The sequence below is a fragment of the Pseudomonas sp. genome (assembly GCF_050739995.1).
In the GTDB taxonomy this organism is placed as follows: Bacteria; Pseudomonadota; Gammaproteobacteria; order Pseudomonadales; family Pseudomonadaceae; genus Aquipseudomonas.
On the sequence record NZ_JBOICG010000055.1, the window covers coordinates 1 to 11,179 of the forward strand.

The window sequence follows — 11,179 nt, forward strand, 5'->3', positions numbered from 1 at the left end:
CTTCACGGCGGTACGCTTGAGCATGCCGGAGAACAGCACGAAGGCGCCCATGTCGGACGTGGCTTCGATCAGGTCGGCGGCGGGCACGACCGGCTGGCCGCTGATCACGGCCAGGCGTTGTACGGCCAGGGCTTGGTAACGCGGGTCGGCGTTGATGCCGGTACCGATGGCGGTGCCGCCCAGGTTCACTTCGGTCAACAGCTCTGGCGCCAGGGTTTTCAGGCGGGCCAGGTCTTCACCCAGAGTGGTGGCGAAGGCGCGGAATTCCTGGCCGAGGGTCATCGGCACGGCGTCTTGCAATTGAGTGCGGCCCATTTTCAGCACGTGGCTGAACTCGGCGCCCTTGGCGGCGAACGCCTGGATCAGGCTGTCGAGGCTGGCCAGCAGCGCGTCATGACCCAGCAACAGACCCAGGCGGATCGCAGTCGGGTAGGCGTCGTTGGTCGACTGCGCCATGTTCACGTCGTTGTTGGGGTGCAGGTACTGGTATTCGCCCTTGTTGTGGCCCATGGCCTCCAACGCGATGTTGGCGATGACTTCGTTGGCATTCATGTTGGTCGAAGTGCCAGCGCCGCCTTGAATCATGTCCACCACGAACTCGTCGTGGAAATCGCCGCGGATCAGACGAGCACAGGCTTCGCTGATGGCAGCGTGCTTGGCTTCGCTGAGCTGACCCAGCTCGCGGTTGGCGTCAGCCGCCGCTTGCTTGACCATTGCCAGACCGACCACCAATTTCGGGTAATGCGAAATCGGAACGCCCGAGAGGCGGAAGTTATTCACCGCTCGCAGGGTCTGGATGCCGTAATACGCTTGAGCCGGTACTTCGAGTACGCCAAGCAGGTCTTTTTCGGTACGGAAAGATGCAGCGGAGGACATGACGGAAATCATCTCGATATGGACCCGGAACTGGCCGGAACGCTGCGAATGCTAGGCTTGTGGGAATATTTGGGCCAATGCTGTTAAACACTGGCCTATGCACAAACGGCATAATGTGAGTGTGACCCGGTTGTCATGGCGGGCGTGTGTGCCAAAATGGTGCGTACCCACGGGAGACAGTAATGAACCTTGAGAGCAAATGGCTGGAAGACTTCAGTGCCCTGGCGGCGACTCGCAGCTTTTCCCAGGCAGCGGAGCGACGCTTCGTCACCCAGCCGGCGTTCAGCCGTCGTATCCGCAGCCTGGAAGCAGCGTTGGGCCTGACGCTGGTCAACCGTTCGCGCACGCCGATCGAGCTGACGGCAGCGGGGCAGTTGTTCCTGGTGACTGCGCGCACGGTGGTCGAACAACTCGGTGAAGTGCTGCGCCATTTGCATCATCTCGAAGGCGGCCAGGGCGAAGTCATGCAGGTGGCAGCCGCCCACTCCTTGGCCCTGGGCTTCTTCCCTCGCTGGATCGCGCAATTGCGCAACGAAGGTTTGAACATCGCCACGCGGTTGGTCGCCACCAACGTCGGCGACGCGGTGCATGCCTTGCGTGAAGGCGGCTGCGACTTGATGCTGGCGTTCTACGACCCGGACGCGGCCATGCAGATGGACTCGGAGATCTTCCCGTCACTGCACCTGGGCAACACCGAAATGCTCCCGGTGTGCGCCGCCGACGCCGACGGCAAGCCGCTGTTCGACCTGGAGGGCGAGGGCAGCGTGCCATTGCTGGCCTACAGTGCGGGTGCGTTCCTCGGGCGATCGGTGCACTTGCTGCTGCGCCAGCGGGCGCTACGCTTTACCACTGTGTACGAAACCGCCATGGCCGATAGCCTCAAGAGCATGGCCCTGGAAGGCCTGGGCATCGCCTGGGTGCCGCAGCTTAGCGTGCGCGCGGAATTGGCTCGGGGCGAATTGGTGGTGTGTGGCGGACCGCAATGGCATGTGCCGCTGGAAATTCGTCTGTATCGCTGCGCGTTGGTGCGCAAGGCAAATGTGCGGTTGCTGTGGCGCAAGCTCGAAGGCGGGGCGGCGAGCCCCGCCGTTTAGTCGACCGTCAATCGAACTGGCTCAGGTAGGTGCGGATGTTATCCCGGTTCTTGTCGCTGAACCGGTAGGCGTTGCCCCTCAGGAACGAGAAAAACTCACGCTTCTTCATCAAGGTTTCGTGCCACCAGCCATTGAAAATATTGTCGCCGTCTTCATGCTGCGCGCCGAGCATGTGTCCGACTTCATGGGCTGCGGTGCGGTATGACGTTGTCGCGGCAATGCCGAAGCTGTCATGCAGATAAGCTACGCCGGCTGTTTGTGAGTCAATGTCATCGAGGGTCAGCAACAGATACAGGTTGAGCGGCGAAGGGGCGATTGAAGCGTGTTCCAGGTGCTGGAGGACGGTATTTTTCCAGGTAGATAGGCTGACCCGATGATCCCTTTTGTATTTGAAATCGATTAGGTAAGCCGGTCCGGTTTCCTGATGGAAAGTGATCATGACTGTTCGGCCGGAAAGGTCTTCCAGTTCGGTTTTCAGCCAGGAAAAATAATCGTCGCGCAGGGACGGCAGCCGGCTATCGCCGTGCAAATCACGATGGATGTAGACGTTCAGGTTGATCGGCTTCGGCGCAGCAGGCGCAGGAATGGGCGCTGGGCGGGGCGGCAGTTTTCGTTCAAACGCCGCGATGGCGGGTGTCGCGTGGTCTTTGAAGGTGCTTTCAAGGGTCATCAATGACCTGAGGTCCGAGGCGGCCTCGATGTGACGGTTGATCCAATTGGCCTCCTGGAAATGCCGAGGCTGCGCCCATGCCCAGGCGTGCCGGATGTCTCGGCGTTGCTGGTTGATCAGTGCCAGGCTCACGTCCTCATAGAAGTGCGGGCTGAACACCATCGGTGACAGGCTGACGTGATCGTCCCGCAGCCCCTGTCTGGCCAGCTCTTCCAAGCGCTGGAGTTGATTGCGGTCGATACACGGCAGCAGGCGGTGGAGGGTGGTCTCGTTCAACTCGGCAATCAAATGGGCCCTGAGCAGGGCCGGCGAGTAGAACGCCTGCAGCTTGAGCCCGGGTACGTAAAGGACACAGGGGTTCTGACCGGGTGCTGCGCTGGCGGGCGTGCGGCTAATCAGGAATGCGCCGTACAGCGGGACATGCGCTTGTTGTTCTTCATCCTGAAACGCGATGCGGTAGAGATGGCAGCCGGAAATATGCCCGGGCGACGCCAGGAGCGTGATCAACGCCACGCTTTCATGGTCCAGCGAACCATCTGCCAGCCTGAGCGATGCCGCACACTGAAGCTGGGCTGCGAAGGCTCGCGCAACGTACGCCTGGTTGGTCATGTCGGCGTAGGCGTGCCGGGCTTGCCAGAAGTCGGCGAGGTCGCTCAGGTAGAACTCGATACCCTGGAGGTTCTGCAGAACTATCTTCAATCGCGCCTGGCACTCGGGCGGCAGGGCTTGCAAGGCACCTGCTCCGGGGGTGTAGAACACCACTGAAGTGGCGTCGTAGGTGGAGGGCAGTGCGTTGAACAGAACGAGGTGGTGGTAGAGCTCGTACAAGGTTTGTTGCGGGGTAGCGTCCATCGGCGGGCAGGAGTAGAAGATGCGGTCCAGTTCTGGCTCGGGCAGGTAGTGCTTGAGCACCTGGGTCAGCAGCTTCAGCGCACTCACCGGGCGAGTCGGCAGGTGCCCCAGGGTGTAGATGACATTTTTGTTCAGCGCCTTGAGCAATGTGGCCGTTTCGGGCGGTGTCAGGTTGAGGATGTCGTGGGGCGTGGGTAGGGTGCGGTAATACTCGACCGATGCAGGCATGGGGCAGTCCTTGTCCTTGGAGATGTCAGTGGGGGGTGTCGCTGTCCACGATAAGGCTGCGCTCTGCCATTGCCTGTCGGTGCCATAGACAAATGCGGTAGTGGCATTCGATGTTGGAGGGGTGAAGTTTCAGTGTTGGGGAAGGCCTGCCGGGTTGACCTGCAAGTCAGTAAATCTGCCGCTTTGGCGCTTAAGACAGATGGTCATTCCAGGGGCTGTTTATCTGGATTATTACGGTATACTGCGCGGCCTTCGGCCGGTCCAACCGGCCTTAATTCGTACAACAAGCCACGCCGGATTTCCCGCGTGGCTTGTTGTTTTTTGACGCGCCTGCGGGCGCCCAGAGAGAAGAGGCACGACGATGAGTGCATTGGTTGGCGTGATCATGGGCTCCAAGTCCGATTGGTCCACCCTTAGCCACACCGCCGATATGCTGGAAAAACTCGGCATTCCTTACGAAGTGAAAGTGGTCTCCGCCCACCGCACTCCGGATTTGCTGTTCCAGTATGCCGATGAAGCAGAATCCCGTGGCATCGAGGTGATCATCGCCGGTGCCGGTGGTGCGGCGCACCTGCCGGGCATGTGTGCGGCCAAGACCCATCTGCCGGTGCTCGGCGTGCCGGTGCAGTCGGCGATGCTCTCGGGCGTGGATTCGCTGTTGTCCATCGTGCAGATGCCGGCCGGCATTCCGGTGGCGACCCTGGCGATCGGCAAGGCCGGCGCGATCAATGCCGCGCTGCTGTCTGCCAGCATCCTGGGCGCCAAGCATCCGCAATTCCATGCGGTGCTGAAAAAATTCCGTGCCGAACAGACAGACAGCGTGCTGGACAATCCAGACCCACGTATCGCCTGAGGTTGTTGACGATGAAGATCGGTGTAATCGGTGGCGGCCAACTGGGCCGCATGCTGGCCCTGGCGGGAACGCCGCTGGGGATGAACTTCGCTTTCCTGGACCCGGCGCCGGACGCCTGTGCGGCCGCATTGGGTGAGCACTTGCGCGCTGACTACAGCGACCCGGACCATCTGCGCCAACTGGCCGACGAAGTCGACCTGGTGACCTTTGAGTTCGAAAGCGTCCCGGCTGAAACCGTGGCTTTCCTGTCGCAGTTCGTGCCGGTGTACCCGAGCGCCGAAGCCCTGCGCATCGCCCGTGACCGCTGGTTCGAGAAGAGCATGTTCAAGGACCTGGGCATTCCGACCCCGGCCTTCGCCGATATCCAGTCCCAGGCGGACCTGGACGCCGCCGTCGCCAGCATCGGCCTGCCGGCCGTGCTGAAAACCCGCACCCTTGGTTACGACGGCAAGGGTCAGAAAGTCCTGCGCACCGCCGCCGATGTGGTTGGCACCTTCGCCGAACTGGGCAGCGTTGCCTGCCTGCTGGAAGGCTTCGTGCCGTTCACCGGCGAAGTCTCGCTGATTGCCGTACGTGCCCGTGATGGCGAAACCCGCTTCTACCCGTTGGTGCACAACACCCACGACAGCGGCATCCTCAAGCTGTCCGTGGCCAGCACCGATCATCCGTTGCAGGCGCTGGCGGAAGATTACTCCGGCCGTGTGCTCAAGCAGTTGGATTACGTCGGCGTGATGGCGTTCGAGTTCTTTGAAGTCGACGGTGGCCTCAAGGCCAACGAAATCGCCCCGCGCGTGCACAACTCCGGGCACTGGACCACCGAAGGTGCCGAGTGCAGCCAGTTCGAAAACCACCTGCGGGCGGTGGCAGGCTTGCCGCTGGGGTCCACGGCCAAGGTCGGCGAGAGCGCCATGCTCAACTTCATCGGCACGGTCCCGGCAGTGGATAAAGTCATCGCTATCGACGACTGTCACTTGCATCACTACGGCAAGGCCTTCAAAGCCGGACGCAAGGTCGGTCACGCCAACCTGCGCTGCAAGGACCGTGCAACGCTGCAAGCGCAGATCCTCAAGGTCGAAGCGCTGATCGCCGAACAATAAGCCTGGGCTAGGCGGGAACCATTTAGGGATCGCCATCCTCTGATTGCAGGATGCCAAAGCCTAGCTAGGCTTTGGCATAGCTCACCTACATTCAGAGGGAAATGCCATGGGTATCATCGGAACTATCTTTATCGGCTTGATCGTCGGCCTGCTGGCGCGTTTCCTGAAACCAGGCGACGACAGCATGGGTTGGATCATGACCATCCTGCTGGGTATTGCAGGCTCCCTGGTCGCCACCTACGGTGGTCAGGCGCTGGGTATCTACCAGGCAGGCCAAGGCGCGGGCTTCTTCGGGGCGTTGATCGGCGCCGTCGTGCTGCTGGTGATCTACGGTCTGCTGAAAAAGAAATGATCTAAGCGACGAAGCCCTCTGCGCTGCGCAGGTGCAGAGGGCTAGAATGCTCGCCACCTGTATATGTCGAGCCTCTCCATGCGCCGTCTTCTGTTGACTCTCCTCCTGCTGGGCCCTGGCCTGGCGCACGCCGGCGAATTGCCGGAAACCGACTGGCTTGACCTGATGCCGCTGTCGGACCAGAAAGCCCTCGAGGCCATGCCCGAGATCGACCATAACTCCCCCGAAGCCCAAGGCACGTTCACCGACAAAGGTGGCTTGAAGCAAAGCAAAGGCTTGCCTGCGGTGATGTACTCCACCAAGACCGTGGCCGCCATGAACGGCAAGAACATCCGTATTGGCGGTTACCCGGTGCCGTTGGAAACCGATGCCAAGGGCCGCAGCACCCTGTTCTTCCTGGTGCCGTACCCGGGCGCGTGCATCCATGTGCCGCCACCGCCGCCTAACCAATTGGTGCTGGTGCGTTATCCCAAGGGGTTGAAGCTGGATGATATCTACACGCCGCTGTGGGTGACGGGCACGTTGAAGGTGGAAAAGGTGAATAACGATTTGGCGGATGCAGCGTATGCCCTGGATGCAGGGAAGGTGCGGGTGGTGAAGGAGTCCGATCTCTAAGACCCAATGCCTATCAATGTGGGAGGGGGCTTGCCCCGATGGCGGTCTATCAGTAGCAACTGGGCTGAATGATCTACTGCTATTGGGGGCGAGCCCCCTCCCACATTTCGATTGGGTTTACAGGGCGATGCCGGTGATGCTCACGCCCAAGGTGTGGCTTTTGCCCGGCGCCAGCGCCACCACATCATCCAGCACATTCGCCGTCTCGATGCACAACATGCCCTGCCAGCCATCATTGGCCATGTCGTCGAACGCCTTGGCGCGTTCGGTCCAGGGGTTCCAGATCACTGTCGATTTCGAACCCTGGCTGTTGAGCCGGATGCGGCGCTGCCAATCCTTGTCGATGATGTTCAACTGCGTCGGGGTATCGAGGTAGATGCGGTCGGTTTCGGCGGCGAATTGCAGCAGCCCGGTTTGCTGTTTGTTCGTCCAGCCGTCGGCGGTGTCTATGTAGGCTCCACCGTCCAGCCCGTCGACCTGCACGTTACGCACATCGCTCACGGCGAAATAGGTGTGCAGGGCCTGGCTGAAGGTCACGGTGTCGGTGCCGCGGTTGTGGCTGGTCAGGCGGATATGCAACTGATCATCCAACAACAAGCTCAGTTTTAGATCGACTTGATGTGGCCAGCCGGGAAAACCACCAGCAGGTACGGGCAATACCAAGTCGATGCGCAAGGCATTGCCTTCAAGCTCGGTCGCGACCAGATCCCAAAGCGCTGTGCGCGCGAAACCATGGGCACCTGCAGGCTGCTCACTTTGACGCATCGCCTTCACACTCTGCGGGTTGCGGTCGAATACGCCAAACCATGGCCAACACACCGGTACGCCGGTGCGAATACCTTTGCCCTGCTTGAACACCGCCTCGGGGTTCGGCCAGATCAGCGGCTGCTCGCCCTGGCGCTGGTAACTGAAGATATGCGCGCCCTGTTGGGCCACCATCAGTTCGGCGCCGTTGTGGCGGATGCGCCAGCAATCCAGCTCGTCGATTTTCACGGTTTCAACGTAGGGCGTAGGCATACAAGGCACTCTTTATAGCAGGCAATGGGGCAATTGACCGTCAAAGCCCCGCGATGTTTAACGGGCGCGCGACGGCACCGAACGCGTACGGCCACTGCCATCGATGGCGACGAATACGAACACCGCCTCGGTGACCTTGCGCCATTCGCTGGACAGCGGGTCGTCGCTCCACACTTCGACCATCATCTGGATCGAGCTGCGGCCGATTTCCAGGGCCTGGGTATAGAAAGACAGCTGCGCGCCCACGGCCACCGGCACCAGGAACGCCATGCGATCAATCGCCACAGTGGCTACGCGGCCACCGGCGACCTTGCTGGCCATGGCGGTGCCCGCCAGGTCCATCTGCGCGACCAGCCAGCCGCCGAAAATGTCGCCAAAACCGTTGGTTTCACGCGGGAGCGCAGTGATTTGCAAGGCGAGGTCGCCTTGCGGGATGGGATCTTCTTGTTCGAGTTCGATCATGCCGAGGGTGCCTCTGACCCGTGACGCTTCATGGGTATTTCAAGTGGATAGCCGTCTTCGAAAAAAACGTTTCAGCACCAACATACACCGCTCAATGCGTTTCTCGTAAGGCGTACTAAAGGGAAACTCTGCCAAATCGGCTGGGTGGCACCCAACGACGTTTTGGCACAGCAGCCCCTCAAGGCAGCGGGTCTGGCACTTGCAAGGGCCGAGTATATCGAGACGATTGCGCCGCGACGACCTTCGGGCACTCATTTGGTCGGCAATTAGTGTCTGTAATGCGGCTTTTTCCGGCAACTGTGCTTCTTATTGCGGTTAACGCGCATCCGTGGGGAATATTTCGCCCATTCGAACGGTTATTCGGCGGGCGCTGTGCTTTTCCAGGCGATTTGCTATCTTGCCAAACCCGATGCAAGTCCCGGGCTTGCCGTTCTGATTACTATAAGAGAAGCCTTGCCATGTCCTCCGTGCCCGCAAGCAGTGCGCAACCGTCGCGCCCGCTGACCCGCAACGACTATAAAACCCTGTCGCTGTCTGCCTTGGGCGGGGCGTTGGAATTTTACGACTTCATCATCTTCGTGTTTTTCGCCACGGTGGTCGGAAAACTGTTCTTCCCCGTGGACATGCCGGAATGGCTGCGCATGATGCAGACCTTTGGCATTTTCGCCGCTGGCTACCTGGCACGTCCGCTGGGCGGCATCATCATGGCGCACTTCGGCGACCTGCTGGGCCGCAAGAAGATGTTCACCTTGAGTATCTTCATGATGGCCGTGCCGACCCTGATCATGGGCCTGCTGCCGACCTACGCGCAGATCGGTCTGTGGGCACCGCTCCTGTTGCTGCTGATGCGCGTCATACAGGGCGCGGCGATTGGCGGTGAAGTGCCGGGCGCCTGGGTCTTCGTCTCTGAGCACGTGCCGCCTCGGCACATTGGCTACGCTTGCGGCACCCTGACCAGTGGCCTTACAGCCGGCATCCTGCTGGGTTCGCTGGTGGCCACTGCCATCAACACCCTTTACAGCCCGGAGCAGGTGTCGGACTACGCCTGGCGTATCCCGTTCCTGCTCGGTGGGGTGTTCGGCTTGCTGTCGGTGTACCTGCGTCGTTGGCTGCATGAAACGCCGATCTTCGCCGAAATGCAGCAACGCAAGACCCTAGCCGCCGAGCTGCCATTGCGCGCGGTACTGCGTGACCACCGCGGCGCTATCGTACTGTCGATGTTGTTGACCTGGTTGTTGTCTGCCGGTGTGGTCGTCGTGATCCTGATGACCCCGACCGTGCTGCAAACCGTCTACCACTTCAGCCCTACCGTGGCCCTGCAAGCCAACAGCCTGGCCATCGTCACCCTCAGCCTGGGCTGCATCGCCTCCGGCGCCCTGGCTGACCGTTTTGGTGCCGGCCGCGTGCTGGTCACCGGTTGTGCGTTGCTGCTGGCAACCTCGTGGACGTTGTATCACAGCCTGCTTGCCCATCCCGAGTGGCTGTTCCCGCTCTACGCCTTGACCGGTCTGTTTGTCGGCACCATCGGCGTGGTGCCTTACGTGATGGTGAAAGCCTTCCCGCCAGTGGTGCGCTTCAGCGGTTTGTCGTTCTCCTATAACGTCGCCTACGCCGTATTCGGTGGCCTGACGCCATTGGCGGTGTCGCTGCTGATGAAGGAAAGCCCAATGGGCCCGGCTTATTACGTGGCTGTCCTGTGTGTGATGGGGATGGCCGTGGGCGGACACCTCTGGCGGCGCGGGCGTTAATTCGCGACTTAAAGATCCTTCCTACGTAGTGGTGTAGGAAGGGTCATAGATTACAGAGTATTTCTGAAACACCTCTTCAAGCGCTCCAACCTCCTCGCAACCCCCGGTTTTATTGAGTTTTATCCTTCCTGTCAGGTTTTTCACAAATGCTGGCCTTTCATCTAATTGTCACATTCCAGACATAGAGTGTTCACACGGCCTACCGATACTTGGCCCCGATCCAACTATCCCTATCTGCTAGGAGCAAGGCATGAAACTGAAACGTTTGATGGCGGCAATGACGTTTGTCGCTGCTGGCGTTGCGACCGCCAACGCGGTGGCCGCTGGTGTTGATCCGGCAATCCCGGCTTACGTTAAGACCACTGGTGTGTCGGGCAACCTGTCCAGCGTCGGTTCCGATACCCTGGCTAACCTGATGACCCTGTGGGCCGAGGGTTACAAAAAGGAATACCCGAACGTCAACATCCAGATTCAAGCCGCTGGCTCCGCCACCGCGCCACCTGCGCTGACTGAAGGCACCTCCAACCTGGGCCCGATGAGCCGCAAGATGAAGGACACCGAACTGGCTGCCTTCGAGCAGAAGTACGGCTACAAGCCAACCGCTATCCCGGTTGCCGTGGATGCCCTGGCTGTCTTCGTGCACAAGGACAACCCGATCCAGCACCTGACCATGGAACAAGTCGACGCGATCTTCTCCTCGACTCGTCTGTGCGGCGCCAAAGCCGACGTGAAAACCTGGGGTGACCTGGGTGTGACCGGCGACCTGGCCAACAAGCCGGTTCAACTGTTCGGTCGTAACTCGGTATCCGGCACCTACGGCTACTTCAAAGAAGAAGCCCTGTGCAAAGGCGACTACAAGCCAAACGTGAACGAACAACCAGGCTCGGCTTCGGTCGTGCAGTCGATCAGCTCTTCGCTGAACGGCATCGGTTACTCGGGCATCGGCTACAAGACTGCAAGCGTGAAGACTGTTGCCCTGGCTAAGAAAGGCAGCACCGACTTCATCGAAGACAGCGAAGAAAACGCCCTGAACGGCAAATACCCGCTGTCGCGCTTCCTCTACGTTTACGTCAACAAAGCCCCGAACAAGCCTCTGGCCCCGCTGGAAGCTGAGTTCGTGAAGCTGGTTCTGTCGAAGCAGGGCCAGGAAGTTGTCGTGAAAGACGGCTACATCCCACTGCCAGCCAAAGTGGCCGCCAAGGCCCTGGCTGACCTGGGTCTGAAAGAAGGCAAATAAGCCTGCAATACCTGGTGTAGATGCATGCTTTTCTGTGGGAGCGGGCTTGCCCGCGATGCTGGCGACGCGGTGTAGAGT

General features: G+C 60.3%; 11 protein-coding genes. 7 read left to right on the top strand and 4 right to left on the bottom strand.

The annotated features are described in order from the left end of the window. Nucleotides 1–876 (bottom strand): lyase family protein (locus ACRESD_RS01945; protein WP_431749394.1); only part of this gene is annotated, 876 nt, incomplete at its 3' end. Between the two features lie 182 nt (nucleotides 877–1,058). Here ACRESD_RS01945 and ACRESD_RS01950 point away from each other — a divergent pair. Next, nucleotides 1,059–1,970, top strand: coding sequence for a LysR substrate-binding domain-containing protein (locus tag ACRESD_RS01950; protein WP_431749395.1), 912 nt, complete (start codon nucleotides 1,059–1,061; stop codon nucleotides 1,968–1,970). Nucleotides 1,971–1,977: 7 nt separating this feature from the next. Here ACRESD_RS01950 and ACRESD_RS01955 read toward each other — a convergent pair whose 3' ends face one another. Next, nucleotides 1,978–3,720, bottom strand: a complete 1,743-nt coding sequence (locus ACRESD_RS01955; RefSeq protein WP_431749396.1) for a hypothetical protein — start codon at nucleotides 3,718–3,720, stop codon at nucleotides 1,978–1,980. A gap of 361 nt (nucleotides 3,721–4,081) precedes the next feature. Here ACRESD_RS01955 and purE point away from each other — a divergent pair, with 361 nt between their 5' ends. The 4 genes from purE (at nucleotide 4,082) to ACRESD_RS01975 (ending at nucleotide 6,637) form a co-directional block, all read left to right on the top strand. Next, nucleotides 4,082–4,573 (top strand): 5-(carboxyamino)imidazole ribonucleotide mutase, encoded by a 492-nt coding sequence (gene purE, locus ACRESD_RS01960; RefSeq protein WP_003176980.1) that lies wholly within the window; start codon nucleotides 4,082–4,084, stop codon nucleotides 4,571–4,573. Between the two features lie 11 nt (nucleotides 4,574–4,584). Beyond that, nucleotides 4,585–5,670 (top strand): 5-(carboxyamino)imidazole ribonucleotide synthase, encoded by a 1,086-nt coding sequence (locus tag ACRESD_RS01965; protein ID WP_431749397.1) that lies wholly within the window; start codon nucleotides 4,585–4,587, stop codon nucleotides 5,668–5,670. A 106-nt stretch (nucleotides 5,671–5,776) separates the two neighbouring features. Beyond that, nucleotides 5,777–6,022, top strand: coding sequence for a GlsB/YeaQ/YmgE family stress response membrane protein (locus ACRESD_RS01970; RefSeq protein WP_431749398.1), 246 nt, complete (start codon nucleotides 5,777–5,779; stop codon nucleotides 6,020–6,022). Nucleotides 6,023–6,100: 78 nt separating this feature from the next. Further along, a complete protein-coding gene (locus tag ACRESD_RS01975) occupies nucleotides 6,101–6,637 on the top strand; it encodes a DUF3299 domain-containing protein (RefSeq protein WP_010207590.1) in 537 nt (178 codons plus the stop codon). A 117-nt stretch (nucleotides 6,638–6,754) separates the two neighbouring features. Here ACRESD_RS01975 and ACRESD_RS01980 read toward each other — a convergent pair whose 3' ends face one another. Next, entirely contained in the window at nucleotides 6,755–7,654 is a 900-nt protein-coding gene (locus ACRESD_RS01980; protein WP_431749399.1) for a D-hexose-6-phosphate mutarotase, read from the bottom strand. Nucleotides 7,655–7,711: 57 nt separating this feature from the next. Beyond that, on the bottom strand, nucleotides 7,712–8,116 hold the full coding sequence (locus ACRESD_RS01985) for an acyl-CoA thioesterase (RefSeq protein ID WP_003176975.1): 405 nt from the start codon (nucleotides 8,114–8,116) through the stop codon (nucleotides 7,712–7,714). A 458-nt stretch (nucleotides 8,117–8,574) separates the two neighbouring features. Between ACRESD_RS01985 and ACRESD_RS01990 the strand changes: the two genes are divergently transcribed. Together ACRESD_RS01990 and ACRESD_RS01995 are read left to right on the top strand one after the other, a co-directional pair. Beyond that, entirely contained in the window at nucleotides 8,575–9,864 is a 1,290-nt protein-coding gene (locus ACRESD_RS01990) for an MFS transporter (protein ID WP_431749400.1), read from the top strand. Between the two features lie 250 nt (nucleotides 9,865–10,114). After that, nucleotides 10,115–11,101 carry a phosphate ABC transporter substrate-binding protein PstS gene (locus ACRESD_RS01995; protein ID WP_431749401.1) on the top strand — a complete coding sequence of 329 codons (987 nt, stop codon included), beginning with the start codon at nucleotides 10,115–10,117 and terminating at the stop codon, nucleotides 11,099–11,101. Nucleotides 11,102–11,179: the final 78 nt, after the last annotated feature.

What these genes read in the sequence shown, in the direction of transcription:
- ACRESD_RS01950 (WP_431749395.1), top strand. Translation starts at nt 1,059, where the DNA reads ATGAACCTTGAGAGCAAATGGCTGGAAGACTTCAGTGCCCTGGCGGCG.
- ACRESD_RS01955 (WP_431749396.1), bottom strand. Translation starts at nt 3,720, where the DNA reads ATGCCTGCATCGGTCGAGTATTACCGCACCCTACCCACGCCCCACGAC.
- purE (WP_003176980.1), top strand. Translation starts at nt 4,082, where the DNA reads ATGAGTGCATTGGTTGGCGTGATCATGGGCTCCAAGTCCGATTGGTCC.
- ACRESD_RS01965 (WP_431749397.1), top strand. Translation starts at nt 4,585, where the DNA reads ATGAAGATCGGTGTAATCGGTGGCGGCCAACTGGGCCGCATGCTGGCC.
- ACRESD_RS01970 (WP_431749398.1), top strand. Translation starts at nt 5,777, where the DNA reads ATGGGTATCATCGGAACTATCTTTATCGGCTTGATCGTCGGCCTGCTG.
- ACRESD_RS01975 (WP_010207590.1), top strand. Translation starts at nt 6,101, where the DNA reads ATGCGCCGTCTTCTGTTGACTCTCCTCCTGCTGGGCCCTGGCCTGGCG.
- ACRESD_RS01980 (WP_431749399.1), bottom strand. Translation starts at nt 7,654, where the DNA reads ATGCCTACGCCCTACGTTGAAACCGTGAAAATCGACGAGCTGGATTGC.
- ACRESD_RS01985 (WP_003176975.1), bottom strand. Translation starts at nt 8,116, where the DNA reads ATGATCGAACTCGAACAAGAAGATCCCATCCCGCAAGGCGACCTCGCC.
- ACRESD_RS01990 (WP_431749400.1), top strand. Translation starts at nt 8,575, where the DNA reads ATGTCCTCCGTGCCCGCAAGCAGTGCGCAACCGTCGCGCCCGCTGACC.
- ACRESD_RS01995 (WP_431749401.1), top strand. Translation starts at nt 10,115, where the DNA reads ATGAAACTGAAACGTTTGATGGCGGCAATGACGTTTGTCGCTGCTGGC.